Source organism: Trichococcus sp. TS_SC_9 (genome assembly GCF_056156325.1).
The window spans coordinates 1,274,434-1,300,628 of sequence record NZ_CM149591.1; the positions used below are offsets into that span (position 1 = coordinate 1,274,434).

Annotated in this window: 22 protein-coding genes and 1 riboswitch; of the genes, 19 read left to right on the forward strand and 3 right to left on the reverse strand. The window is 47.3% G+C overall.

All coding sequences use genetic code 11. The features are described 5' to 3' along the window. The first annotated feature begins 80 nt into the window (after positions 1-80). The 4 genes from acpS to AC0J5I_RS06250 all read left to right on the forward strand — a co-directional run bounded on the left by acpS (position 81) and on the right by AC0J5I_RS06250 (position 3,027). Positions 81-431: a holo-ACP synthase gene (gene acpS / locus AC0J5I_RS06235; protein WP_107995057.1), complete on the forward strand. Its 351-nt coding sequence runs from the start codon at positions 81-83 to the stop codon at positions 429-431. Positions 432-444: 13 nt separating this feature from the next. Further along, positions 445-1,566, forward strand: a complete 1,122-nt coding sequence (alr, locus tag AC0J5I_RS06240) for an alanine racemase (RefSeq protein ID WP_107994608.1) — start codon at positions 445-447, stop codon at positions 1,564-1,566. Between the two features lie 130 nt (positions 1,567-1,696). Further along, positions 1,697-1,742: riboswitch (PreQ1 riboswitch) on the forward strand. A 6-nt stretch (positions 1,743-1,748) separates the two neighbouring features. After that, the gene (locus tag AC0J5I_RS06245) at positions 1,749-2,237 is read left to right on the forward strand and encodes a QueT transporter family protein (protein ID WP_234402536.1); all 489 of its coding nucleotides are present in this window, start codon (positions 1,749-1,751) and stop codon (positions 2,235-2,237) included. 142 nt (positions 2,238-2,379) lie between these two features. Next, positions 2,380-3,027 carry an MBL fold metallo-hydrolase gene (locus AC0J5I_RS06250; protein WP_107994609.1) on the forward strand — a complete coding sequence of 216 codons (648 nt, stop codon included), beginning with the start codon at positions 2,380-2,382 and terminating at the stop codon, positions 3,025-3,027. A gap of 74 nt (positions 3,028-3,101) precedes the next feature. Here AC0J5I_RS06250 and cbpA read toward each other — a convergent pair whose 3' ends face one another. Beyond that, a complete protein-coding gene (cbpA, locus tag AC0J5I_RS06255) occupies positions 3,102-3,743 on the reverse strand; it encodes a cyclic di-AMP binding protein CbpA (RefSeq protein WP_107994610.1) in 642 nt (213 codons plus the stop codon). A gap of 385 nt (positions 3,744-4,128) precedes the next feature. Here cbpA and AC0J5I_RS06260 point away from each other — a divergent pair, with 385 nt between their 5' ends. From AC0J5I_RS06260 to AC0J5I_RS06310, 11 genes are all read left to right on the forward strand, one after another. Further along, positions 4,129-5,463, forward strand: coding sequence for a hemolysin family protein (locus AC0J5I_RS06260; protein ID WP_107994611.1), 1,335 nt, complete (start codon positions 4,129-4,131; stop codon positions 5,461-5,463). A 70-nt stretch (positions 5,464-5,533) separates the two neighbouring features. Next, positions 5,534-6,262 carry an O-methyltransferase gene (locus tag AC0J5I_RS06265; protein ID WP_107994612.1) on the forward strand — a complete coding sequence of 243 codons (729 nt, stop codon included), beginning with the start codon at positions 5,534-5,536 and terminating at the stop codon, positions 6,260-6,262. 252 nt (positions 6,263-6,514) lie between these two features. Next, the gene (locus AC0J5I_RS06270; RefSeq protein ID WP_107994613.1) at positions 6,515-7,891 is read left to right on the forward strand and encodes a L,D-transpeptidase family protein; all 1,377 of its coding nucleotides are present in this window, start codon (positions 6,515-6,517) and stop codon (positions 7,889-7,891) included. Positions 7,892-8,101: 210 nt separating this feature from the next. Beyond that, positions 8,102-8,809 (forward strand): response regulator YycF, encoded by a 708-nt coding sequence (yycF, locus tag AC0J5I_RS06275; RefSeq protein ID WP_086987019.1) that lies wholly within the window; start codon positions 8,102-8,104, stop codon positions 8,807-8,809. A 6-nt stretch (positions 8,810-8,815) separates the two neighbouring features. Beyond that, a complete protein-coding gene (walK, locus tag AC0J5I_RS06280) occupies positions 8,816-10,663 on the forward strand; it encodes a cell wall metabolism sensor histidine kinase WalK (protein ID WP_107994614.1) in 1,848 nt (615 codons plus the stop codon). Then, the gene (locus AC0J5I_RS06285; RefSeq protein ID WP_475304726.1) at positions 10,660-11,976 is read left to right on the forward strand and encodes a YycH family regulatory protein; all 1,317 of its coding nucleotides are present in this window, start codon (positions 10,660-10,662) and stop codon (positions 11,974-11,976) included. Before walK ends, AC0J5I_RS06285 begins: the two co-directional genes overlap by 4 nt. Further along, positions 11,966-12,877: a two-component system regulatory protein YycI gene (locus AC0J5I_RS06290; protein ID WP_475304730.1), complete on the forward strand. Its 912-nt coding sequence runs from the start codon at positions 11,966-11,968 to the stop codon at positions 12,875-12,877. Before AC0J5I_RS06285 ends, AC0J5I_RS06290 begins: the two co-directional genes overlap by 11 nt. Positions 12,878-13,019: 142 nt before the next feature. Beyond that, entirely contained in the window at positions 13,020-14,888 is a 1,869-nt protein-coding gene (locus tag AC0J5I_RS06295; RefSeq protein ID WP_475304732.1) for a DUF2207 domain-containing protein, read from the forward strand. Positions 14,889-15,020: 132 nt separating this feature from the next. Continuing rightward, positions 15,021-16,541, forward strand: a complete 1,521-nt coding sequence (locus AC0J5I_RS06300) for a pyruvate kinase (protein ID WP_159072100.1) — start codon at positions 15,021-15,023, stop codon at positions 16,539-16,541. 149 nt (positions 16,542-16,690) lie between these two features. Next, positions 16,691-17,479 (forward strand): MBL fold metallo-hydrolase, encoded by a 789-nt coding sequence (locus AC0J5I_RS06305; RefSeq protein ID WP_192875250.1) that lies wholly within the window; start codon positions 16,691-16,693, stop codon positions 17,477-17,479. 400 nt (positions 17,480-17,879) lie between these two features. Continuing rightward, positions 17,880-19,157 (forward strand): S1C family serine protease, encoded by a 1,278-nt coding sequence (locus AC0J5I_RS06310; protein ID WP_475305576.1) that lies wholly within the window; start codon positions 17,880-17,882, stop codon positions 19,155-19,157. Positions 19,158-19,790: 633 nt separating this feature from the next. Here AC0J5I_RS06310 and AC0J5I_RS06315 read toward each other — a convergent pair. Together AC0J5I_RS06315 and AC0J5I_RS06320 are read right to left on the reverse strand one after the other, a co-directional pair. Further along, positions 19,791-20,459: a potassium channel family protein gene (locus AC0J5I_RS06315; protein WP_086987027.1), complete on the reverse strand. Its 669-nt coding sequence runs from the start codon at positions 20,457-20,459 to the stop codon at positions 19,791-19,793. A 24-nt stretch (positions 20,460-20,483) separates the two neighbouring features. Continuing rightward, on the reverse strand, positions 20,484-21,893 hold the full coding sequence (locus AC0J5I_RS06320) for a TrkH family potassium uptake protein (RefSeq protein WP_475304737.1): 1,410 nt from the start codon (positions 21,891-21,893) through the stop codon (positions 20,484-20,486). Between the two features lie 293 nt (positions 21,894-22,186). Between AC0J5I_RS06320 and rlmH the strand changes: the two genes are divergently transcribed. The 4 genes from rlmH to feoB all read left to right on the forward strand — a co-directional run bounded on the left by rlmH (position 22,187) and on the right by feoB (position 26,020). Further along, entirely contained in the window at positions 22,187-22,666 is a 480-nt protein-coding gene (gene rlmH, locus AC0J5I_RS06325) for a 23S rRNA (pseudouridine(1915)-N(3))-methyltransferase RlmH (protein WP_086628949.1), read from the forward strand. Between the two features lie 491 nt (positions 22,667-23,157). Then, a complete protein-coding gene (locus AC0J5I_RS06330) occupies positions 23,158-23,802 on the forward strand; it encodes a metal-dependent transcriptional regulator (protein WP_475304743.1) in 645 nt (214 codons plus the stop codon). An 84-nt stretch (positions 23,803-23,886) separates the two neighbouring features. Beyond that, the gene (locus tag AC0J5I_RS06335; RefSeq protein ID WP_475304746.1) at positions 23,887-24,120 is read left to right on the forward strand and encodes a FeoA family protein; all 234 of its coding nucleotides are present in this window, start codon (positions 23,887-23,889) and stop codon (positions 24,118-24,120) included. A gap of 1 nt (position 24,121) precedes the next feature. Continuing rightward, the gene (gene feoB, locus AC0J5I_RS06340) at positions 24,122-26,020 is read left to right on the forward strand and encodes a ferrous iron transporter B (RefSeq protein ID WP_475304751.1); all 1,899 of its coding nucleotides are present in this window, start codon (positions 24,122-24,124) and stop codon (positions 26,018-26,020) included. Positions 26,021-26,195: the final 175 nt, after the last annotated feature.

The window sequence follows — 26,195 nt, forward strand, 5'->3', positions numbered from 1 at the left end:
AAGAGGTTTTTCTTATGCTGGAAATTTTTTTTGTTTTTGGTAAAATTAGAGCAATGCATGCAGAAGAGGCGGTGATTGGAATGATTTATGGAATAGGATTGGACGTAACCGAGCTGGACCGCATCACGAAAGCCTACAATCGGCGTTCTGGTTTTGCGGAACGGATTCTGACCGAAGCGGAAATGAAACTGTTTTTGGCTCTGAGCGGGTCGCGCCAAATGGAATTTCTGGCCGGGCGCTATGCCGCAAAGGAAGCTTTCTCGAAGGCTTATGGCACAGGCATTGGCAAGCTATCTTTCCAAGATATCGAAATTTTGCCCGGAGAGAACCGGAAACCTGAAATAACCAAATCTCCGTTTGATGGGGGAGGATTCGTTTCCATCACCCATTCGGGGAACATCATTGCCGCGCAAGTGGTATTAGAAAAGTAAAGGGGTTTTAACCATGGTAGTAGGAAAGCACCGTCCCACGATAGAAACCATCGATTTGGAAGCTATTTCGTGGAACATCCAACAAATCAGGAAGGGTCTGTCTCCTGGAAAGAAATTTTTTGCGGTTGTCAAAGCCGATGCCTATGGATTGGGAGCTGTTCCAGTCGCGAAAAAGGCGAAGGAGGCGGGTGTGGATGGATTCTGTGTCGCGCTGTTGGATGAGGCGATGGAGCTGCGGGAAAACGGGCTGTCCGATGATTTCATCATGGTTGTGGGCCCGACGGAGGCAGAAGACGCTGCGCTCATAGCGGACAACGGAATCAGCGTAGCCGTCACGGCAGTGGAATGGCTGGAAGCGGCTGTGCCGTATCTGCAAGGACGGAAAACGGAGCTGCCTGTTCGGGTGCATTTGGCCATCGATACCGGGATGGGCCGGATTGGCTTGCGTACGGTCGAGGAGGTCAAAGCCTTCGAAACGCGCATTGCCGAACTGGATGGCTTTGTTTTTGAAGGTATCTTTACGCACTTCGCGACGGCCGACGGTGAAGATCCGACATTGGTGGATCGCCAGCTGGCTTTGTTTGAAGAGATTTTGCAGGCAATGGAGCAACGACCGCCGATCGTGCATCTGGCGAATTCCGCCATTTCCCTTTGGCATGAGGCGTTCCAGACGGATGCGGTCCGCGTCGGTATCGCAATGTACGGATACAATCCTTCTGACACCGTATTGGAGCTTCCGTATGAATTGAAGCCATCGGTACAGTTGGATACCCATATCAGCTATGTCAAGCAGATGCATGAAGGCGACACGATCGCATATGGCGCCCGTTACCGTGCTTTTGAGGGAGAATGGATCGCTACGCTTCCGATTGGTTATGCCGACGGTTGGAGACGGGATCTTCGCCATCAGACAGTCATCGTCGATGGCCAGCGCTGTCCGATCCGGGGAGTCATCTGCATGGATCAATGCATGATCAGTCTGCCGAAAGAATATCCGGTCGGGACGAAAGTGACGCTCTTGGGGGAAAACGGCGGACTCGTCAACAATCCGTCCGAAATGGCGGTAACGATCGATACTATCGGCTATGAAATATTGACGGGAATCAACGCGCGCGTCCCGCGCGTCTACAAATAGAAAAATCCGGAAAGCTGTCTGGTGCCTGGCAGGGGTAGATAGCTTTTTTGGTAATGAAAATCAGATGAAAATGCGCCGTTAGTCGTTTTCAAAAGCGAACATGTATGGTAAACTGTTTGAGCTCTCGAAGGAGTGCGTGGTTCGTCTACCATCCCACGAAAAAAAACTAGGAGGTTTTTAGGTTGAGTACAAGAAAAATGGTTATCAATACAATTATCGCAGCGCTTTATGTTGCGTTGACAGGGATTTTTGCTTTTATGTCGTTCGGGGCCGTCCAATTCCGTGTTTCAGAAATGCTGAATCATTTGGTGGGTTACCACAAAGATTATAAATACGGTGTTTTGGCGGGTGTTTTTATCGCCAACCTGATTTTTTCAACATTGGGGGCTTGGGACTTGGTGTTCGGATTTGGCCAGACATTGATTTCTTTCCTTATTCTGGAAAAATTGTTCAAGCCCAACGATTCTGAAATGAAACGCATGATGATGACTGCGGTCGTCTTCACGGTGACGATGGTTCTTGTCGCGATCGAACTTTATATCGTTCTTGATTTGCCTTTCTGGTTCAGCTTTGTGACAGCAGCATTCGGTGAAGCTGTCGTGCTGGTGGTCTCAGCACCGCTCATGAAATACATGAATAAGATCATCGGTTTTGCCGAGAAAATGGCCTGATCCATTAAAAAATCATATGAGAAAACTGGAGAACGGGGGCTTTTGCTGGATGAACAGCAGAAATCCCTGTTTTTTCGCTAGGATATTTCTCATCGTTCTCTTATAATAGAGGGGTAATCGAAAAAGAGGGAGGCAACAATATATGGAAATGTATGCAATCACAGTCGGTCCTATCCAGGAAAATTGTTATTTTTTGATCGGCGACCACGAGAATGATACGATCATCTTTGATCCAGGTGAGCAAGCGGAGGACATCATCGCAGCTATCGAAGAGAATGAGTTGCATCCGATAGCGATCGTGTTGACACATGCGCACTATGATCACATCGGAGCTCTCGAAACAATCCGGGAGAAATATGATGTTCCCGTCTATCAAAATCCTATCGAACGGGAATGGTTGTTGGATCCGGAACTGAACGGATCAGCACGCAATCCGAACGTTCCGGATATCCGATTGACGAAGGAAGCAGATGTCTTCTTCGAGGAGATGGGGCCTTACGAAATCGGAGAGTTCCGTTTTGAGATGCAACATATTCCCGGGCATTCGCCAGGAAGCACCGTCTTCATTTTCCGCGAGAACGGGTTCGCGATTGTTGGGGATGTCATCTTCAAAGGGAGCGTCGGCCGCAGTGATTTGCCGGGAGGCAGCCATACAACTTTGATCGAAGGAATCCAGAAATATATCGTACCATTGCCAGGAGAAACCGTCCTGTTCCCGGGACATGGCGATCCTACGACAGTAAGGGAAGAAATTTATTCAAACCCCTATCTGAATGGCGCTACTCGCTGATCCGGGGACACGCTGAAAAAGTCGGACAAGCACAAGGCTTTGTCCGACTTTTTTAATTCGTAAATGGAGCTTTTTCAGAAATCTACTTGCAGGTTTTCGATTTCCGTCACGCGGAAATCTTTGCGTTCCAGTGCCTTTACGATGGAGTCCAGCAACTGTTTGGGTGTGCCAGCGGGTAAAGTGACCAATACTCTGCGCAGAGCATCCTCCCGGTTGATGTCCAAGGAAATGCAGCTGGCGATGGACGAGTAGCGGTTGATGATTTTGGTGATGTGGTACAGATCGCCTTTCTGACCGGGCGCGATGACCGTCAGCACATAACTACCGACATCGATGCTCCATGATTGGGCCAACATGTTCAACAAGGCGTTGTGGGTCAGGATGCCGTAAAAGGTCATGTCCTTATTCAGAACGGAAATGTAGGGCAATTCTTTGATGGTAAAAAATACCTTAAAGAAGGAGCTGTCTATCGAAATGAATTTTGTGGCATTCTTCAGCAGATGCGTGACAGGCAGGTTCATGTCGCCGCCGTTCGCTTTGTGCCGATAGATATGCATTTTGTAGATATTTCCACGAAAAATGGTTTCTGTTTCGTCCAAGATAGGAACGCAACGGTAGCCGGAATCTTCAAGGATATCCAGTGCATCCCGAAGCGTGGCGGACTCCTTGACGATGGTCAGCTCCCTTTTGGGGATGGCAAGTGAGCGGATAAGCATATATTTAAAATCCTCCTAAAAACGCGGGTGTCTAATGTGATAATAACATTAAAATAAAAAAAAGCAACGGTTATAAACGTATAGTTGAAAATTCTTAAACATTTGATAAATCAAGCAGTAAAGCCCTTCCAAGACGACGGAAGCTTTTGCTAAACATTAGATTGGAATGAGAACACTTGTCGGTGCCGGAAAGCTCAAGGAAGAAGCACAGGACAGTTCCAGCATGTGCCGCATGAAAAATCTCTTGATTTTTCGAGCGGAGTTGACTATATTAAGTAGTATATAATTGAACAGAATCTATATTTTTTTATGCAACTGCACAGAGTCTTGATTCAGGGCATGTGCCAGTTGCGTGAGTCATCATAAAAAAGGAGAAAAAAATCATATGAACCCAGACCCCGAAGGTCAGTCGTTATCATCAAAAATAGTATTGATCCTAACCCTGACTTTACTGAATGCTTATTTTGCCTCAGCCGAATTAGCATTTGTTTCCATCAATCGTACCAAAATCGAGAAGCTGGCCAAAGACGGCGATAAGAAATCACAGAAGGTTTTGCGTCTCTTAGAGAATCCGGATGATTTCTTGGCTACGATCCAAGTTGCCATCACCTTTGCCGGATTCTTCAGCAGTGCGTCGGCTTCATCCAATTTCGTCGGCTATATCGAACCTTTGTTGGGGAGCATCGCCGGTGGCAAAACAATAGCGATGATCATCATCACCGTTGTCCTTTCCTACATCACCCTCGTGTTTGGTGAACTGTACCCTAAACAGATCGCTTTGCAGATGCCTGAAACCATTGCGCGCCACACTGCAGGCCCGATAGTGGTCGTCAAGACCCTATTCAAACCGTTCGTTTGGCTTTTGTCTTTTTCGACCGGTATCCTCAAGAAATTGACACCGATCGAATTCACGAATGAGGAAGAGAAGCTCACCCGTGACGAAATGAAGGCTATCCTTGCACAGAGCCGAGGCGAAGGGGTCATTGACCCATCTGAGTTCACGATGATGCAGGGAGTGCTCTCGTTGGACACGAAGCTTGCCCGTGAATTGATGGTGCCGCGCACGGACACTTTGATGATGGATTTGGATGATGATCTGGAATACAATATTGCGCTGGTTTTGAACAGTCAATATTCTCGGATTCCGGTTTATGAGGAAGATAGGGACAATATCATCGGTGTTCTGCATATGAAAAATGTTTTGAAGGCATCAAAGGAAGTCGGTTTTGAGCGGATCTCTTTCCGTGAATTGGTCAATACGCCTTTGTTTGTCCCTTCCACTATTTATATCGATGATCTCTTAGTAGAGTTCCGCAAGACCCACACGCATATGGCCATCATCAAGGATGAATACGGTGGTGTAGAGGGGATCATCACCCTCGAGGACCTTTTGGAGGAAATCGTTGGGGACATTGAAGATGAGTATGATGAAATTTATCGCCTTTCGAAAAAAATCGATGATAATCATTATGTCGTGAATGGGCGTATGCCACTGGACAAGTTCAATCAATTGTTCAAGACGGCTATCGCATCCGAAGAAGTGGATACGATAGCCGGATACATGATCGAGGAACTCGGCTATTTTCCGAAAGATGATGAGCATGCGACGATTCAGACTGGTGAGTACCTGCTGACGACTACGCAGGTCGAAAGCGGCAGGATCCGGGGTATCCGTGTCACGAGAGAGCCCGTCCAAGCAGTAGTTGTTGAAGATGAATAAGCGCAAGGCTGGGATCCATTCCCAGCCTTGTTGCCATTGATAAAAGAGTATGCGATAAGGAGAAAAAAGTATGGCATTGAACGAAATGATGGACAGACCCGTCGTAAAGAAAGAACTGGTCGCTTTTATGCGCGACAGACTGAAGCGTTTCCCCGGAGAATTGGGGGAACTGGAAAAGACTGCGAATGAAAGAGGCGTGCCGATCATTCCGCATGAAACAGCTGTTTTCCTGAATATGCTGCTGGGACAGATTAAACCCAAACAGATATTGGAAATCGGAGCGGCAATCGGCTTCTCCGGCAGCCTGATGGCGCAACACGTCGGAGCGGAAGGCCATGTCACGACCATCGATCGTTTTGAGGTCATGATCAACCACGCAAAAGCAAACTTTGAAAAATTGGGCATCGCAGACAAGGTGACGCTTTTGGAAGGCGATGCGGCGGAAGTCCTGCCTACACTGGAAGGTCCGTATGATTTCATCTTTATGGACAGTGCAAAGTCCAAATATTATGAATTTTTGCCCCATTGCATCCGGCTTCTGAAGAAAGACGGCATGCTGGTCATCGATGATGTTTTCCAAGGAGGAACCATCCTGGATGATGAAGCTGACGTTCCGAAGAGGGTCCGCAAGATTCACCGCCGCCTGAACAAGCTGATGGATACCGTGTTGGACCACCCGGCATTGGAAACTTCCCTCGTACCTCTTGGTGACGGCCTATTACTGATCGTCAAAAAAGAAGAGTTCGATTTCGGCTATATCCTCGATGAAATCAAAACAGAGAACCAGAATCGCGCATAGCAATCAAGGCCTGCCTCATATGAGACAGGCTTTTTTGTCGGTCCACACAGATGAAAATGCAGGTGTGTCTGTTTGCATTTCTTCCGCATAGGTATTATGATTAATACTTAAGATGCCGGCCTATTATAAAAAAATTAAGCTAAAATAGCTTGCTTTTTAAAGAAAACATGGTAAAGTATTGAAAAGTAAGTTACAATTATTTGTAACACAAACGTAACTTAATTGTAATAAAACGAGAAGGTGGTCTGGACAGTGAAAAAGAAACCCATCATCATTGGCGCTACAGCGGTCTTATTGGTCGCAGCCGGATACTTTGGTACAGGTAGCTATTATGAGGATAAATTCTTACCGAATACGATGCTGGATGGCATTGACATATCGAATGATACCGTAGCCCAAGCAAAAGAAGAGACAACCGCTGCAATCGCACAAGCGCAGATCCAAATAATCGAAAATGGAGAGACTATCCATGCCTTCACACCCGCCGACCTGGGCGTTTCCATCGACAACACCGAGAAATTGGAAACGATGAAGGCCGAACAAAGTGGCTGGGATTGGCCATTCCTGCTGTTCCAAGAAAAGCAGGAAAAAACCGACCTTAGCGGTGTGTCCGTTGATGAAACGGCTTTAGGGAACATTTTGGCGGCGCTGCCGTTGGAGAATGAGAGTCGCACGGCCCCCGTGAACGCTACTGTTGTCAAAGGGACTGACGGCTACGAGATTTCGCCTGAAACGGCAGGAAACATGGTAGATCTGGAATTGTTGAAGGCAACGATGCTGGAAGCAGTCATTGCCGGAGAAACCGAAATCGATCTGGCACAGGCCTATCAACAGCCAACATTAACGGCGGATGATCCAATTCTGGCGGAAACGTTGCAAAAACTGGATGATTTGACGGATACGGTTATCCAATATACCATTTCCGGACAGACAGAAACTGTGCCGCAAACAGCCATCGTCGAATGGTTAGGCATAGACGAGAACGGCGAAGTGTCCGTCAATCGCGAAGGCGTTGCAGCCTATCTGCAAGGACTGAGCGACAAATACAGCACCTATTCCCGTACACGGGATTTCCTGGCAACTGACGGTGAAACGGTCCAAGTCCCATCCGGCACGTATGGATGGACACTGGCTGTCGCAGCCGAAACGGACAACCTGATCAGCTATGTTTTGGCAGGGAAAGATGTGACGGTAACGCCGAACTACAACGGCACTGGCTATCATGCGGATGGCGCGGACATCGGCACCACCTATGTCGAAGTGGACCTATCCAGCCAACACATGTGGTATTACCTAGATGGCGTGGTTGTGCTTGAAACGGATATTGTTTCCGGCCATCCGATGTCGCCGACTCCGACTGGGGTCTTCTACATCTGGAACAAAGAAGAAGATGCCGTTTTGAAAGGCTATAATCCGAGAACTGAAAAGGATTACGAATCGCCAGTCGAATACTGGATGCCTGTCGAGTGGACAGGCATCGGTATCCACGATTCATCCTGGCAGCCTGCTTACGGCGGTGAATATTGGCTTACTGCCGGCTCGAATGGTTGTGTCAATACGCCACCCGGTGTAATGGCTGAACTGTTTGGGATGATCGGTATCGGGGTTCCGGTCGTCATCCACAGCTGATGAATCAATAAATGAATGCCATAACGTCAAATAGGGGGATGAGCCATCAGTCAGGAAAACGATTGATGTCTCGTCCTTTTTTGTACAGTAGTACGGGTTCTGCCGATGGATAATTCAGGAACGCTTTGCACTTAATCGGCTGCAATTGTATAATAAAGAGTAGACGTTCCGAAAGGGACAGTGAGTTGCAAGAAATAAGGAGGTTTGAAGATGAAAAAGGTATTAGTGGTAGACGATGAAAAACCAATCTCAGATATAATCAAGTTTAATCTGACCAAAGAAGGTTATGAGGTCTTCACTGCATTTGATGGTGAAGAAGCCTTGGCGCAATTTGCGGAAGTGGGCCCGGATATCATCCTGCTAGATCTGATGCTGCCCAAGATGGACGGATTGGAAGTCTGCCGGGAAATCCGCAAGACGAGCGATGTACCGATCATCATGCTGACAGCTAAAGACTCTGAAATCGACAAAGTGCTTGGGCTGGAATTGGGTGCGGATGACTATGTCACGAAACCATTTTCTAACCGGGAATTGGTCGCACGCGTAAAAGCGAACTTGAGGAGACAAGCCTCACCAGTTGCGGCACCGCCTGAAGAGAACGATACAAATGAAATCAAAATCGGAGCATTGATCATTCACGAAGATGCTTACATCGTGTCGAAGCGCGGGGTAGAGATCGAGTTGACCCACCGCGAATTCGAATTATTGCATTATTTGGCGAAACATATCGGCCAAGTGATGACGCGGGAGCATCTGCTGCAGACTGTCTGGGGATATGATTATTTCGGCGATGTCCGCACTGTCGATGTGACGGTCCGCAGACTGCGCGAAAAAATCGAAGATACACCAAGCCATCCGACTTGGTTGATCACGCGAAGAGGAGTAGGCTACTTCTTGAAGAATCCGGATCAGGAGTAACAGTATATGAACAAAAAGATACGTTTGGTTCACTCCATCCATTTCAAGATACCGATGCTGTTCATTCTCCTCCTTTTGGTATCCCTGCAACTGATCGGTGCTTACTTTATCCGTGAACTGGAAACGAAAATGATCAGCAACTTCGACAGCCAAATGAGCCTGAATGCGGGCTTTCTTGAGAAAACGTTGCAGCCGATCCTGATGGCCGATGAGACGGAAAAGCTGGAGGAGTCGGTCCAGACCATCCTTAGCGATTTTACGGGCTCCAACATTCTGGAAACGCAGGTCATGGATGAACAGGGGTATATTCTCGGAATCAATGACCAAACGCTGCAATCTTTGATCGGAACGAAGTCGACCGATCGGGATGTCCAACAGGTCATTCTTCTGGATGCACCCTCTTCCTATCAATATGTGAAGGAAGACACGAACAGCCGCGTGCTCAAGAACATCAGTCCAATCTATTCGACTGACAATACCGGTACCCTTATCGGGGTGTTGGTGATGGAATCGAATATCGAGTCGGTCTATTCGCAGATGAGCCAGACAGTGGGCATCTTTCTGAACGCTTCGGTTGTGGCAATCATCATTACGATCGTGTTGGCTGTGATCATCTCCCGCGGTATCACGCGGCCCATTTCCGAAATGCGCAGGCAGACGGCCAACATTGCCGACGGGGATTATTCCGGCAAGGTAACGGTCTATGGTGCGGATGAATTGGGCGAATTGGCTGATACCATCAACGATCTGTCCTACAAAGTCAAGGATGCGCAGGAAACGACGGAATCGGAGCGCCAAAGGTTGGATAGCGTCCTGCGGCACATGACGGATGGCGTATTGGCCACCGATCGCCGCGGCAAAATCATCATCATCAATAGCCGGGCGATGGATCTGCTCTCGATTTCCCAAGACAAAGCGATCGGACAATCAATCATGAAAGTGCTGAAGCTGGGCGAGAAATTCACTTTCCGCCAGTTGTTGGAGACGCAGGATGAATTGATTCTGAATATTCCGACTGAAGATCAGGATACGATCCTGCGCGGAGAATTTTCCGTCATCCAGCGGGAATCCGGCTTCATCAGCGGATTGGTCTGCGTGCTTTCCGACATCACAGAGCAGGAAAAAGTCGAACAGGAACGTCGCAGCTTCGTTTCCAATGTGTCCCATGAACTGCGCACACCGTTGACGAGCGTGAAAAGTTATACGGAATCGCTGATCGACGGTGCTTGGGAAGACAAAGACATCGCTCCTGAATTCCTGAAGGTCATTTCCACCGAGACCGATCGGATGATCCGGATGATCACCGATTTGCTGAATCTCTCCCGGATGGATCAAGGCAAACAGGAACTGAACCTGGAGTTCGTCAGCATCAATGAGCTGGTCGCGCATATCATCGATCGCTTCGAAGTGGTGTTGAAATCGGAACAGTACCGCAACAAAAAATATAAGATCGAACGGGACTTCACGCAACGTACGCTGTGGGTCGAAATCGATCAGGATAAATTTATCCAAGTAATCGACAATATCATGAACAATGCCATCAAATATTCTCCGGACGGCGGGAAAATAACCTGCAGACTGATGGAGACGCATAACAGTGTCGTCATCAGCATCACCGATGAGGGCTTGGGCATTCCGCGTAAGGACATCGGCCATGTCTTTGACCGATTCTATCGGGTGGACAAGGCGCGTGCTCGTTCGATGGGCGGCACCGGGCTAGGATTGGCCATTTCCAAAGAGGTCGTCCAATTGCACGGCGGGAAAATCTGGGTAACCAGTGTGGAAAATAAAGGGTCCACTTTCTTTATTTCCTTGCCGTACATTCCGATGGATGAGGAGGATGAGTGGGAATGAGACAAAAAGAATCACCGATACTGAGCGCTCTATTATACACGTTGGTCGCAATCAGCTTGTTTCTGACGGTCAGAATCCTTTCCACTCCGAGCACGATCGGGTTAAGCCAGAATTCGACGACATCCGTCTCTGCCAATCTGACAAACACGAAGAAGATAGAGGATGTCTTTGCGCCGATAAGGATGATCGTCCATACGGATAAGCGCATCTACTTGACGCAAACGCCGAAAATCATGAAGAGCGTGAATGAGCTGTTGGGTGAGAGTTTGCTTGACGGGATCGAAGATGTCTCAACCTACACGCAGGAGGAGTTTGATGCGCTTATTCTGGCACCTACCCAACTGGAGATCCGCTTTGCCGAGGAAGTTCCCCTGGAGCTGCTTTCGCGTTATTTCACGAATCTCCAGGAGGATTATTATGCTGACACGATCGATCGGATCATTTTCAACTCAAATGAAGAGGATCCCGTCTATCTGTTGAATGATGAGACGAAGCAAGTATTCACCTCAAAGCGTCCGGATAATGTGCTGCAGCCGTTGGTGGACCTTTACGAAGGACAAAAGGATGCGTACATGGAAGTGGAATCGTATGAATCCGAATCATCCATCTCTTACCTTCCGAAAGAGGCAATCACGATCCAAAAGTTGGTCTATCTGGTTGAGAAACCTTCGAACAGCTATTTCATCGATCTGCTTTTCAGTGATACAACCGACCTGAAGGACAACGGAAACGACGAATTCGTGAGTTATAGTGATAACATTTCCGAATTGAGCATCCATAAGGAAACCGGGCAGTTGAACTATTACCGCAACATCCTCGATGCCGAGGATGTGCCTGATTATCGGTTGATCCGCGACAGTTTCCATGAAATCAAAATGTTGGACAACTGGACAAATCCTTTTTATTTCTATGGGTTCGATGAGGACACGGATAATGTTTATTACCGAAGATACGTAAACGGCTATCCGATTTTCGGGGAAATTGATTACGGGTTGACGCGGATCCATATGTCCGGATCATCTATGACGGAACTGCAATTCCTGACGCAAGTCATCCAGACACCGCTGACGGATCGCGGAGAGGATGTCACCCTGTTGAGCGGGACAGACCTTTTGGCTGCGCTGGATGCCGGTGGCTACAGCAGCCAAGAGATTCAGATGATCGCATTGGGGTATGATTGGACGTTCAGCGAAGAATCCAACCGTCTCGTCAATCTGATGCCAAAATGGTTCGTTCAGATCGACGGAGCATGGAAGTCGCTGGACCAATGGCTCGGCGGAACGGAAACGGAGGCGGATGATAGTGGACTTTAGACGCATCAAAATCATTTTTATCCTCACCTTCGCAGCCCTGAACATCTATCTGCTAAGCGTGCTGTTGGAAAAAAACGCCACGACATTGAGCTTCGGCAGCGAGAGCACTACCCTGAACATCGAAGAGGCAATGAAGGCGGATGACATCGCGTTTCCGACTCTGTCGACCGACCAGGAGAAGATCCCATTGCTGAAGACGGACAAAGGTGCCACGCTGGAAGCTGAACAGTCAAAGCTGGTTAATCAGACGACTGTCTTTGAAGAGGGTGTGTTGTCCAGCGTCCTGTCGAATCCGATCCCGCTTGAGATCGATGCGGAAGATTTGACGATCGTCGACAGAACGCCGATCGCAGATTTCATCTTGCAAGGCAACGTACTCTACGGAGCCGAATACACCTTCCTTACGTATTTGCCGCTCAAGAGACAACTTGTGTATGCGCAAGTCGCAAACAATATTCCCATCGGCGACAGCACGGGCAGCATCACGTTCAACTTGGATCCCGATTATGAAGTCATTTCCTATGAACAGACCTTTGCGGGTGTGGCTGAAGTGCAAGGCAGCAGCAGGACCGTGATTTCGCAGAAGCGAGCGGTCGAAGCACTGTATCTCAATAACCAGATTCCCTCGAATTCCACCGTGCGGATGGTGCAGCTGACCTATTACCGCACGTTAAGCCTGTCGGATATGGATATCTACAGCCCAATGTGGTATATCGAAATCAAAATCGAAAACGCACCTGTGGAAATAAGACGGGTTGATGCTTTGACCGGAAGCATCATCACGACGTCCACCGTTGCGCTTCCGTCAGCTGAAGCGCAAATCCAAGCGAAAACAGCCAACAAAAGTGCTTTACTGATGGAGGAAGTGGACTCTTCGGAAACGGAAAATACACTGGATTGAAACGGAAATTGGGGTTTCAACCAACATAAACAAAAGGAAGGATCTCGAAATGAGGTTCTTCCTTTTTTAACGGAGATAAGTTTGTTAAAATGGGGGTATCAGAAGCGACAAGCTTGATGGAGGGTAACGGAAGGGGAAGGTAATGATGAAACGGATAGGCTCGATTATGCTGTTCATGTTCTTTTTTTTGATTGGATTTGGACAGAAGGAAGTACAAGCCCGTTCCTATGAGATTACGAATTATGATGTGTTGGTCGAAATACAGCGGGATGGTAGCGCTTTTTTCACTGAGAGCATCACTTACGATTTTGAAGGGGAATTCAATGGGGTGCTGTATGATTTGGATATTTCAGAGGTAGCGGATCCGACAGACGTAAAAGTGTCAATGCAAGGGTATCTGTCGGAAACTCCTTTCCCATTTGCTTTAAGTGATACGGAGGAACCAGGGACGTTCAAAATGGACAACACCGGTGATTTCCTGAATTTCACCGTGTACAATAAAATGACGGATGAAATTCAGACGGTCATCTATCAGTACCGCATTCCTGAAATCGTCACGAATTATAACGACATAGCGGAGTTAAACCGCAAAGTCATCGGTTCCGCCTGGGAGGATCCGTTGAATGACGTGGATATTACTGTTCTTTTGCCGGAAGCCACCGGTGAAGAAGAATTGCGCGCTTGGGGCCATGGCGGCGACGAGAACAGTTCAGTGACACTGGAAGACAATCAAAAAGTCTTACTGTACGTACCGCAGAATCCTGCCAATCAATTCGTGGAGGCCCATGTGATTTTCCCGACCAGAATCACTGCAGACAATCCGAATGTGGTGAATGAAGATAAATTCGATGAAATATTGGCGCAGGAAGCCGCATTGGCCGAGGAAGAGCAACGCAATGCGTGGCTCTTCGGAATAATCAGTGCGGTCTTGGCGGTAGTTGCACCGATTCTGCCGATTCTGGTGTTCTTGTGGGTAAGAAAAGCCAGAAAAAAAGAAATTCCGCAGGAAATCCATCTGCCGGACCATATCTACGAATTGCCTGAAGACATGACGCCGGCTGTCATGAATGGTGCCGTCTTCACCGGAAATGTACAGGCTGCTGACATTTCGGCCACTATTCTTGATTTGGTGCGGAAAGGCTATCTGACGATTTCGCCGGTGCAAATCCCTCAAAAAGGGATTTTCGGACGAGAAAAAGCGCCGGAAGATTCCTTCCGTCTGACGCAGATCAAGGACACAAAAAATGCCCCGCTCCTGAGCCACGAAAAACAGCTAGTGGATTGGTTCATCGGCGATGTCGGGGATGGGGAAAGCGTCACGCTCGATGATATCGAGAACATCGCCGACAATTCGGCGGAAGCGAAACGTTTCAATGAGAATCGGGTCAAATGGCAAGAGCGCGTGATGGATGTGGCTTCGCCGAAACGCCAGAACTATCGTTCGAAGGATAACAAAAAAGCTGTCGCCTTCGCGGTGCTGGCTTTGGTTGCAAACATCTTCCTGTTGTTCGCGATCGTGTTCTTCGGCGTCATGGGCGGCACTTTCACAGTGTGGGCAATCATTCTTGCTGTTCTGGGTGCGGCGCTCAGTTTCATCCAGCTCATGGCAGTGGCTGTCAAGCCGATCATGACGGCCGATGGGGAACGCGCGAAACAGGAATGGGCCGGCTTCCGCAATATGCTGAAGGACGTGGGGGATTTTCCGATGCGCGATGTCGGATCCATCGCTCTATGGGATCATTTCTTGGTCTATGCCGTCTCTTTGGGGGTGGCCGACAAAGTCATGAAACAGATGCAGGTCGAGTTTCCTGTCAATGAGATCCAGGCTTCCGCTTTCGGCAGCTATTACTACATGAACAACGCCATCTTCCTGTCCTCGCTGAACAACAGCATCAACACCGGCGTAACCAAATCGATGCCGACTTCCTCGAACAGCAGCGGCTTCGGCGGCGGTTTCAGCGGAGGTTCATCCGGCGGTTCCGGTGGCGGTTCCGGCGGCGGGGCTTTCTGACGAACCCCGTCCATACTTTCAAAAACATCCTATTCTGAACCAGAGCAGGGTGTTTTTGTTTCAGATACCGGGCTATATTCCAGCAGACAATCCTTTATTTGATAAAAGATGAAAGGTCGAGGTGCGAACAGAATGAAAGAGAAAGAACAGAATGAATTGCAGTCGTTATATCAAGAGATGCAGGCGCTCCGTCAGGCAGTTTATGAGGAAGGCAATGCCCTCTTTGCGGAATGGAAGCCTGGCATTTCCCGGACATCGTTTGAGCTCAGCGCCAAAAACCTTGCCTACTATCTGGCGTTGCGACGCAGGGATATCCGACCTTTGCAGAGCCGTCTGTCCAAATGGGGGTTATCCTCACTGGGAAGAACGGAATCGAAAGTGCTCCAACAGCTGGATGCGATCGTCCGCAACTTGGCCTTGATGTCAGGAGAAATCAAGCAGTTGGCTGATTATCCTAAAACAAGCGGGAAATTTCCAGGCCGGAAAAAACTGGCAACCGAGGCAAATGCCTTATTAGGTGACCCGCCGAAGCACCGGACGACCCGGATCATGGTTACCCTTCCGGAACAGGCTGCAGAGGATAAGGCCTTTCTTGTCCGCCTGTTGGAGCGCGGCATGGATATCGCCCGTGTCAACTGCGCCCATGATGACAGTGCAGTCTGGCTTAAGATGGTCGAAAACCTGAAGGAAGCCCAAAAAACTACCGGTAAAAGTTGCCGTATCTATTTTGACATCGCGGGCCCGAAAATCCGGGTTGATGCCGTCATCAGCGAAAAAGATAAGCCGCGCCTAAAAGTTGGCGACCTTTTCTTCCTGACGGCGGATGCTGCCTTCAAAGATCTGAAACACTATCCGATCATTGTCTTCAGCGAAAGCCTGAATCTTTTTGATGCGCTGAAGGTCGACAGTCCGGTCATTTTGGATGACGGCGTCCTGGAAGGGCGTGTTGTGGAACAGAAACCGCAAGGCATCGTTGTGCAGGTCGGGAAAGTTGCCAAGCCAAAGGGAATCAGAGTGAAGGCGCAGAAAGGGCTCAATTTCCCGGAATCAACTTTTAGGATGCCAATCTTGACGGATAAGGATCGCGAAGACTTACTGGTGGCCGAAAAGGATGCCGACATCCTAGGCTTCTCTTTTGTCCGCGGCAGCAAGGACATTGCCGCTATCCAGAAGACTTTAGTGGAGCAGGTCGGAAGCGAAGCAGCTGCAGCTATCCCGCTGGTGATCAAAATCGAAACGGTGGAAGCCGTGAACCATCTGCCGGAGCTGATCGTTGCCGCAGCCAGCCAAAATCCTTTGGCAATCATGATCGCCCGCGGGGACTTGGCTGCCGAGGCCGGTTTTTTGAGGCTGTCGGAACTCCAAGAAGAAATACTCTGGATCTGCGAGGCTGCCCATATTCCCGTCATCTGGAGCACACAGGTGCTCGAGAATATGGTGAAGAACGGGGTGCCGACGCGGGCGGAGATGTCGGATGCGACCATGGCCGGACAGGCAGAGTGCGTCATGCTGAACAAAGGCGAATTCGTGGAAGAGGGCATCACCTTGCTGGATGCGATACTGGTGCAGAGCCAACAGAACCGTTCCAAGAAGACAGCCCAGCTGCGTGCGCTCAAAATCGCCAAGAAAGCATGGCGCAAGCCCAAAAAATAATCGGCTTTCGGAGTGGTCTCCCCATGCAGTGCCGGAAGATTAACTTTTCCTAACAGGGAGAAAAATTACTGGTATTTTCCAAAAAATAAGTTACACTTATGGATGTATTGGAGGGGCTATGTTTGATTGAGACAATAGAAAAAGAGGGCATGCGCGTCAGCTATCTGGCGAGCGGCAGTTCCGGCAACTGCACCTATATCGAGACACCCAAACGGAAAATATTGGTGGACTGCGGACTAAGCGGCAAGAAAATCGCTGGTCTGATGGCGAAAATCGACCGCAACCTTGCGGATGTGGACACGATCCTCGTCACGCACGAACACCGCGATCACGTGCACGGCTTAGGAGTTCTGGCGCGCAAGTACCACATGGATCTTTATGCGAACGAAGCGACTTGGAAGGCGATGGACCACATCATCGGCAACGTCAAGACCGAGCAGAAGCACATCTTCGAGATGGGTCAGGTGCTGACCTTGGGCGATGTCGACATCCAAAGTTACGGCGTTTCCCATGATGCTGCCGAACCGCAGTTCTACTCCTTCCATCATGAAGGTAAGCAGATGGTCATGCTAACCGATACCGGCTACGTCAGCGATCGCTTGCGCGGTCTCTTGCGGGATGCAGACGCGTACCTTATCGAAAGCAACCACGATCTGGAATTGCTGCGCATGGGCGGGTATCCTTGGTCGCTGAAACAGCGCATTTTAGGGGATGAAGGCCATCTGTCCAATGAGGATGGAGCTGCCGCCGTCGCCGAAATGCTGGGTGACCGGACAAAGCGCATCTATCTGGGGCATTTGAGCCGGGACAACAACATCAAGACCTTGGCGCACCATACGGCTGAAAGCATTCTGATGCAAAAAGGCATGGGCGTCAATGAAGATTTTTTTGTATATGATACCGATCCGGACGAGCCGACCGAACTTTTCAGAGTTTAGGCGACAGGCGGGATGGCAAGTGCAGGAGGGGCGAATCGAGTGATTCCGCTCTTTTTTGCATACGCGGGTATGATACAATAAGCTCACTGAGGATCAACTTTCCGAAATATTCTCTTACTATCTTCATAATTTATTCAAAATAAGGAACTATACTGAACTTGTAGAACGATAAGGAGGAATCATCATGGACAGGGACGAAGAAAACAAAAATAATCCGCTTAATCAAGAAGAATACAATGAAACGGAGACTGAATCGACTGCCACCGACGCTCCATCTGCTGATCACAATCAAGAAGACTTATCCGAAGAAACAGAAATAGAAGCCGAATACACTGAGGTCGAAGAAACGGCCAGCGAAGAAGAGTCGGTTGTGGAACCAACCGCAAGCACAAGGCCGACGATGAACAAAGAGGAACGCGCGCGCGTATACAACACTGTTAACGAAACCGAAGACGCATCCAGACGTCCAAAAGACCGCAAAAATTCACCGATCAGGAACGGAATCGTCGGCGGACTGATAGGAGGAGGGATGGTCGCCCTGATCGGCGCTGGCTTGCTGTTCGGTTCGGGCATCCTCGGCAACGGATCCGGTACAGATGGCAATGGAAACACATCCGTCAACGAAACCGTGACGGATGTCGCCGTCAACATAACGACCGATACGACGGCAGCTGTGGAAAAAGTGCAGGACGCGGTCGTGTCCATCATCAATATGCAGGCAGGCAATACGAACATGTTCGGCTTCGATCTGCCGCAGAACTCTTCTGACACCACAAATGGAACCTTGGAGACATCCAGTGAGGGCAGTGGCGTCATCTATAAAATCGAGGACGACCTTGCTTATATCGTTACGAACAACCACGTCATCGATGGAGCGGTTGAACTGGAAATCCTGATGAAGGACGGCACGAAAGAGGTAGCTACCGTCGTCGGAAGCGATGTCTGGACCGATTTGGCCGTCTTGACGATTCCGGCAGCCAATGTCACCGCAGTGGCTTCCTTCGGTGATTCCGATGCTGTGAATGTGGGTGAACCAGCCATCGCAATCGGCTCTCCGCTCGGAACCGAGTTTGCAACTTCGGTCACGCAAGGGATCATTTCAGCCAAGAACCGTTCCGTATCCACAGATGTGGATGGGGACAGCATCGTCGACTGGGATGTGACGGCGTTGCAGACGGATGCGGCGATCAATCCGGGTAATTCCGGTGGCGCGCTGATCAACATCGCCGGACAGGTCATCGGCATCAACTCGATGAAAATATCCGATTCTAATGTTGAGGGGATGGGCTTCGCGATTCCGAGCAATGATGTTCTGACCATCATCAACGAACTGGAACAGAACGGCGAAATCGTGCGTCCAATCCTGGGCGTATCCATGCTGGATCTCTCCCAGATTTCGGCGGCCCAACAAAGCTCCGTCCTGACGCTGCCTGAGGGTGTGACGGAAGGCGTCGTCATCGCCGAAGTCCAGGCTTTATCTGCAGCTGAATTGGGCGGATTGGAACAATACGACGTCATCACGGAAATGAACGGCGAAGCCGTAACGAGCATCGTAGACCTGCGCAAAATCCTGTATGCACTGGAAGTAGGAACCGACGTGGAAATCTCCTACTACCGCGCAGGAACGCTGCAGTCAACGACCGTGACCCTGACTGAAGGGCAGACTTCAGCCGAATAAGCTGAAAAAATAATTGAATGTTGAACACCCCGCTTGGCGTCTCTTGAGAGCAGCTATGCGGGGTGTTTTGTGTTTTGGGGTTATAGCGACGGGTCGCTGGGAAGGGATTGGATCTTGGAGGATGGATAAGTCCGAGTTATCATCCTCCACCCAGAAAACAAAGCTGAAAAGAGTAGAAATCCACATAAGTGTGGATAATTTCTGTGGAAAAAAAGTTTATGTGTGCAAAACGCGTAAATGATGATGGGAGCGGTGCTTTCTGAAAATGGGAGTTATCCACAGAAATCGGAGAAGTCTGTGCATAAGAATGTGACCCCATGTGAAGAATGCTAATTAATCGTTGGTAAATAAGGGATAAATAGCATTTCGATTGCTCAACAGGCCATGTGCATAACTGTGCGGGTAGGGGGATAATTCATTTTAAGGATAATCAATATGATGTGGCCAAAAATAATGCTACCACTAGATAACGGGGGAACGTGTGTACATGTGCATAACTTTTGTGGATAAGGTGTGAGTTGGGTGTGTGAAGTGGGTATAACCGAAGGCATAATCCAAAACCTGGGCAGCAAAAATCTGATTCCGATTATCAAACAAAAAAACAGCATCCCGAAAATGGGATGCTGCAGAAAATCAAGTCAGTTGGTTCAAGTAGTCGTAACGTTCGAAGACATCGGATTCGGTGATGCCCACAAGCACGATATCTTTATCCACAATATAATCGCCCGAGAAGGATACGTTCAGGTGCTCACCGCGGTGTTGACGGAGGCCGATGATATTGATATCGTATTTGTTGCGCAGATCCAAATCACCCAGTGTTCTGCCCACCCATTTAGCTGGAGGATAGAATTCGATGATGGAAGTCTGGTCATCCAAGTTCACCACATCTTCAATATTTGTGCGCAGGATGTTTTTGGCGACGCGCATCCCGGTTTCCTTTTCAGGCAGGATGACCGTGTCGGCGCCGATCGCCTCCAAAACTTCACGGTAATTTTTGTTTTTGGCTTTTGCGATGATATGCTTGATGCCAAGTTTTTTGCAGTTCATGACGGCCAGCACGCTTGCTTCCAATACGGTACCGGTAGCGATCACGACCACATCGCAGTCGGAGAGTCCAATCGATTCCAACAAGGCCAAATCCGTTACGTCTCCGATGATTCCTTTTGTGATGAATGGTTCCAAACGGTTTACGTTCTCAGGATCCTTATCGACAGCGATAACATCCGCATCGAATTCGCTCAATGTTTTTGCGATTGTCGATCCGAAAATACCAAGACCCAAAATTCCAACCAATTTACTCATATTTAGATACGCTCCTCTTTGCTATTATCCGATCAGGATAGTTCCTTTAGAAAATTCAACATCTTGAACTTTTTGCGTACGTTTTGCCAAACTGTCCAACATTGTGATTGGGCCGATACGACCGGCGAACATTAAGAACATGATGACTGCTTGACTCAGGCGATCCAATGTAGGCGTCAGATTTGCGCTGACTCCGACTGTCGCAAGCGCTGATATGGATTCAAAAAGAATGTAAATGAAATCCACCTCTGGATTCAAGATGCTCAACAGGCTGGTGCCGACAATCAAGGTGCCCAAAAGCGCCATAAAGATGACGAAAGCCTGGCGGACTTGCTGGCGGCTGATTGTGTGGTTCGCGATATTCACATTGCTCTGTCCCCGCAACTCATTGTAGAGCGTCAGGAAGATGATTGCGAATGTCGTGGTCTTCAGACCGCCCGCTGTACCCCCTGGAGAACCACCGATAAACATGGTCAACACAAACCAGAAGAGTGTAAATGGATAAACGGTCGTGTAATCAATCGTCGCAAATCCGGCTGTACGCATGGTGACGGTCTGGAAATAACCGGCCAAGAGTTTCTGCGGGAAAGTGAATGTCCCAATCGAGTTCGGGTTATTGTATTCAATAACGACGAAAAATACAAGACCGATCAGAATGACAATCAAAGTGACACCAATGGCCAAACGGCTATGCAAGGATAGACCGCGGAAAAATACTTTCAGACTAGGTCTGCATTTTTTACCCATATAGCATTTCACGCTTTTTGATACATCGAACCAGACCGAGAAACCGATACCGCCCAGGATGATGAGCGAAGTGATGACAAAATTCACCAGCGGATCATGGACGTAAGCCACCAAGCTGACATTCCCCAATGTATCGAATCCGGCATTACAGAATGCGGAAATCGCCAGGAACAGGGAAGTGAACATTCCGGATGCCCAACCCATTTCCGGCACAAAGCGGATAGAAAGCAGAAGGAAACCGGTCCCTTCGATGACGGCGGTATATTTCAGAATATCCGAAAGATATTCCCTGAATCCGCGCGCATCTCCACGGTTGATCCCTTCTTGGACGGCCAAGCGGTTCCGCAGGCCCATCCTTCCTTTCAGGCGCGTGATGACGGAAGCGATCAAGGTCATCAACCCTAAGCCCCCGATTTGCATCAGGGCCATCCCGACGATCTGGCCGAAGATGGTGTAGGAATCATGAACAGATTCGGTGAACAGGCCGGTCACACAAACCATCGATATAGCAGTGAATAAGTTGTCGAAATAGGTTGCTTCCGAAGTAGGCAATTGACTGATCGGCAGCGTAAGTAAAATCGATCCGGTAAAGATGACAAAGGCAAAGCTCGTTGCGATCTTTTGCGAAACAGACCAACTCGAAAATTTCTTTAACACAATGATTCCAATTCTCCTCTCTAATAGCATGCGAATAGGATTTGATATTATTATAATGCTACTGCATGATAAAGCAACTCAAAAGCATAAGAGTATCTTAAATCATTTACAGAAAAAAGCAACTGGTTTTCACGCCTTTTTCAGACAAAAATTGCACTTTTCTTCATATTATAATAAGACTGTACAACCATGTTGGTTAATAATAAGACAAACAGGAAATCATAGATATATTTCCATCAAAAAGCCGTCAAAAAAAAATCCGGTTGCGAAATCGCATTTATTCCCATAGGATAGTAGATGAGAACAAAAAGGAGCGAAAAGGAATGAACATAAAAATCATCACGGTCGGAAAACTGAAGGAGAAATATCTGAAGGAGGGCATCGCCGAATACACGAAGCGGCTGGGCAGCTACTGCAAGCTGCAGATCATCGAGGTCGGGGACGAAAAAGCGCCCGAAAACCTGAGCGATAAGGAAATGGAAATCATCAAGGACAAGGAGGGCGAAAAAATCCTCGCAAAAATCCCAGAACAGAGCTACGTCTTCGCGATGGCGATCCAGGGCAAACAGTACGATTCGGTGGAATTCGCTAACGAAATCGACAAACTCGGCACCTCCGGAAAAAGCGACATCGTCTTCATCATCGGCGGCTCGCTCGGCCTCAGCCAAGCCGTCCTGTCCCGCGCCAATCAGCACATCTCCTTCGGCAAACTGACCTACCCGCACCAACTCATGCGCCTCGTGCTTGTCGAACAGATCTACCGCGCTTTCCGGATTATCCATGGGCATGCTTATCATAAATGAGGTTTATAAGTATGTTACTAATTAGTCAATATAATAAGAGCTATCATCTGTATAAAGGGTGAGGGCTCTTTTTTTTCGTAGAAGGGCTCATTTAATTGTTTAGTTTTCTATCTTAACACGTTTATCAAAGTTGTTACTTTTGTTACTGGATTTCCAAGAAATTATAATGAGGTCGGCGGTGTGTCCCCTAGGGTATCCTATAATTTGTGCTTACTTCTGTGTAACTTCACCAACACGCATTGTACTACTTAGGTTTTTGAATGCTGCGATAACATCCAGTTCATCCAGTAATACCTGCGTCGAATAATTCTAATACAGTTATTTTCGAACATTTTTTTGATATATAAAAGTCGGATTATTGTGATTAAATGAACATAAAATTTCCTTTAAGCGATATTTAGGAATACACCACTTTATTTTTACTTGCAAATGGAAAGTTTTGAAGTATAATATGAAATGTAGTTTAGGTATACCTAAAAAGGAGGTTGCGCATGACACCCCATAAAGAAGATTATTTGAAGGTTATCATGGAGTTGGGTGGAGACCAGCGAATGATCAACAACAAGCAAATAGGTGAAGCTTTATCCGTTTCCGCCGCATCAGTTACTGAAATGTCGACAAAGCTACTGAAGGATGGATTGATTAGTCATGTTCCTTATCAGGGTATACAGATAACCGAAAAAGGCCAGTTGATTGCTAATAAATTGATAAGGAAACATCGCTTATGGGAAGTTTTTCTTGCGGATAAATTAGGCTTTAACTGGGGTGATGTCCATGAAGAGGCAGAAATGTTAGAGCATGTGTCCTCGGATCGATTAATCAAGAGTTTAGACGCGTATTTAGGTTTCCCAAAATATAATCCTCATGGAGGCGTAATACCCGACAAAGAGGGGCGGATTGAAGTTTGTGAAAGCAAACCGTTAATCGAACTAGAAGTTGGAAGCCGCTTTGTCATCCAGGAAGTTGATGACAATCATGAATTTTTGGCATATCTGCTCAACAAGAACGTAAAATTAAGTGTGCCTTATTTGTTGACTAACGTGGAGCCGTACGAAGGTCCGTATACCTTTGAGGCGAAGAATCATCAATCCTATCAAATCAGCTTCAAAGCTGCAAGCAAGATTTATGTTCAATGAATCAAAGTAGGAAAAAAGGTCAAGCATGTAAAGGCCGTACTGAAAAACGGAGCGGGTAGACTAAAAATGAAGCGAGGTTTTTTGATGGAATTATCGAAATTAACAAGAAATGAGCCAGTCGTGGTGACGGAAGTTGCCCATCCTGATACAAAAATGCAACAGAGATTATTGGATTTAGGTTTTTATCCAGGAAGTACAGTCAAATTGGTGTTGATCAGCCCTAAGAAAGATCCTAAAGCCTACGAAGTGAGAGGGACAGTTATCGCAATCCGTGACGAAGATGCAAATTATATACAGGTAAAAACAGAGGAGGGATAGTATGCCAGATGAATTCGTATTGCAAAATGAGAAAAACGGTCATGTGATTTCCTTAGCAGGCAATCCTAACGTGGGGAAGAGTACGGTTTTTAATCGGTTGACTGGTTTAAAACAACACACAGGCAATTGGCCTGGAAAAACCGTTGGCTTAGCGGAAGGGATACATGAGTATCAAGGTAGCCACTATTGCTTGGTGGATTTACCCGGGACATATTCGCTTTCCTCTAACTCAGAAGAAGAGGAGGTAGCGCAAGCATTTATTCAATCGGACCTATCTGCAGCTACTATTTGTGTGTGTGATGCAACATCATTGGAACGTAGTTTAAACTTAGTGTTACACATTATGCAAATATCAGATAAAGTAGTGGTTTGTGTTAACTTAATCGATGAGGCACGTCAAAAAGGAATAAAGATTGATATTGAGAAACTCCAATCTTTATTGGGGGTGCCTGTAATTGCCACAGCGGCACGTCAAAACGAAGGATTAGATGATTTAATGTCCACCTTAGCGAACGTTGTGTCTGGGGAAATTAAAATGAATCCTTATATGAAAGAAGCTTTAGCAAGTCTGGAAGGGAATCAGGAAGAAAAAACTCTAGCACTGTTAGATCGCGCCACAGTTATCGCAAAAGATGTAGTGGAGTTTACCGATGAAGATTACAATCGTCATGACCGTAAACTGGATATAATTTTAACGCAAAAATTGACAGGGATTCCGATTATGATTTTGTTGTTAATCGTCGTTTTCTGGTTAACTATCCAAGGAGCCAATGCACCATCAGATGTTTTAGCTAGCCTGTTCGCTGTAATAGGTGATTATTTGAATCAATTTGCTAATTATATTCATATGCCCGAATTGCTGCGAGGGGCATTGATTGATGGGGTTTATAATGTGCTATCAACTGTTGTCTCAGTTATGTTACCGCCAATGGCAATTTTTTTCCCATTATTTACGCTGTTGGAAGATTTTGGTTATCTGCCACGTGTAGCCTTTAATCTAGATAAATATTTTGCACGCGCAGGGGCTTGTGGGAAACAAGCGCTGACTATGTGTATGGGGTTTGGATGTAATGCGGCAGGTGTAGTTGGGACACGAATCATCAACTCGCCTAGAGAAAAGTTAATTGCTATTGTTACCAATAATTTTGTTCCTTGTAATGGACGTTTTCCAATCTTAATTTCAATTATTACTATGTTCTTTGTAGGGAGTTCAGTGAGTTTGGGGAGTAGTTTGCTATCTGCTATCCTTTTGGCTGCCACAGTCATTTTAGGGATATTAACCACTTTTTGGATTTCTCAATTGCTCTCTAAAACAATCTTAAAAGGAATCCCATCATCATTCACGTTGGAATTACCACCTTATCGTAAGCCACAAATTGGCTCGGTTATCGTTCGCTCTATTTCTGATAGAACCTTGTTTGTTTTATGGCGTGCAATCATTGTAGCGGCACCAGCTGGATTAGTTATTTGGATGATGGCTAACATCATGATTGGTGACTACAGTGTATTAACTTGGGTAACAAACGCGATTGATCCATTTGCTCGTTCAATGGGCTTGGATGGAACCATTTTGATGGCCTTTATTTTAGGGTTTCCTGCTAACGAAATTGTCATTCCGATTATGGTTATGGGGTACTTGAGTAAATCAACGCTCTTCGAATTCGAGTCATTAGATCAATTTAAGCAGCTTCTTTTGGATAACGGTTGGACGTGGTTAACAGCAGCTAATATGATTCTGTTTACGATTTACCATTGGCCATGTTCTACAACATTATTCACAATCTATAAAGAAACCAAAAGTAGTAGATGGACATGGATATCCTTCGCAATACCAACCGTGATGGGCATTGCAACATGCATGATTACTACCTTCTTGGCGAACCTGTTCCATTTAGTATAAGCGCTGCTGCGTATAAAACTTAATTCATTTCAGTCGCTTTTCCGTAATGGACACTTCTCATTCCTAGCTAAAAGGATAGCCAAAAAATTATATTCTGGATTTAAGTTTGAATGAGTACTAGCAGCATGATTTTTTGTGGGTGATGGTAATTACTACATAATGATGAGATTTTTTA

Excerpts from the sequence above, each read along its gene's own strand:
- AC0J5I_RS06315 (WP_086987027.1), bottom strand. The coding sequence starts at position 20,459 with ATGAGTAAATTGGTTGGAATTTTGGGTCTTGGTATTTTCGGATCGACA.
- yycF (WP_086987019.1), top strand. The coding sequence starts at position 8,102 with ATGAAAAAGGTATTAGTGGTAGACGATGAAAAACCAATCTCAGATATA.
- acpS (WP_107995057.1), top strand. The coding sequence starts at position 81 with ATGATTTATGGAATAGGATTGGACGTAACCGAGCTGGACCGCATCACG.
- AC0J5I_RS06335 (WP_475304746.1), top strand. The coding sequence starts at position 23,887 with ATGGAATTATCGAAATTAACAAGAAATGAGCCAGTCGTGGTGACGGAA.
- walK (WP_107994614.1), top strand. The coding sequence starts at position 8,816 with ATGAACAAAAAGATACGTTTGGTTCACTCCATCCATTTCAAGATACCG.
- AC0J5I_RS06305 (WP_192875250.1), top strand. The coding sequence starts at position 16,691 with ATGCGCGTCAGCTATCTGGCGAGCGGCAGTTCCGGCAACTGCACCTAT.
- AC0J5I_RS06265 (WP_107994612.1), top strand. The coding sequence starts at position 5,534 with ATGGCATTGAACGAAATGATGGACAGACCCGTCGTAAAGAAAGAACTG.
- AC0J5I_RS06250 (WP_107994609.1), top strand. The coding sequence starts at position 2,380 with ATGGAAATGTATGCAATCACAGTCGGTCCTATCCAGGAAAATTGTTAT.
- AC0J5I_RS06295 (WP_475304732.1), top strand. The coding sequence starts at position 13,020 with ATGATGAAACGGATAGGCTCGATTATGCTGTTCATGTTCTTTTTTTTG.
- AC0J5I_RS06285 (WP_475304726.1), top strand. The coding sequence starts at position 10,660 with ATGAGACAAAAAGAATCACCGATACTGAGCGCTCTATTATACACGTTG.
- AC0J5I_RS06330 (WP_475304743.1), top strand. The coding sequence starts at position 23,158 with ATGACACCCCATAAAGAAGATTATTTGAAGGTTATCATGGAGTTGGGT.
- feoB (WP_475304751.1), top strand. The coding sequence starts at position 24,122 with ATGCCAGATGAATTCGTATTGCAAAATGAGAAAAACGGTCATGTGATT.
- AC0J5I_RS06260 (WP_107994611.1), top strand. The coding sequence starts at position 4,129 with ATGAACCCAGACCCCGAAGGTCAGTCGTTATCATCAAAAATAGTATTG.
- AC0J5I_RS06300 (WP_159072100.1), top strand. The coding sequence starts at position 15,021 with ATGAAAGAGAAAGAACAGAATGAATTGCAGTCGTTATATCAAGAGATG.
- rlmH (WP_086628949.1), top strand. The coding sequence starts at position 22,187 with ATGAACATAAAAATCATCACGGTCGGAAAACTGAAGGAGAAATATCTG.
- alr (WP_107994608.1), top strand. The coding sequence starts at position 445 with ATGGTAGTAGGAAAGCACCGTCCCACGATAGAAACCATCGATTTGGAA.
- cbpA (WP_107994610.1), bottom strand. The coding sequence starts at position 3,743 with ATGCTTATCCGCTCACTTGCCATCCCCAAAAGGGAGCTGACCATCGTC.
- AC0J5I_RS06310 (WP_475305576.1), top strand. The coding sequence starts at position 17,880 with ATGAACAAAGAGGAACGCGCGCGCGTATACAACACTGTTAACGAAACC.
- AC0J5I_RS06320 (WP_475304737.1), bottom strand. The coding sequence starts at position 21,893 with ATGCTATTAGAGAGGAGAATTGGAATCATTGTGTTAAAGAAATTTTCG.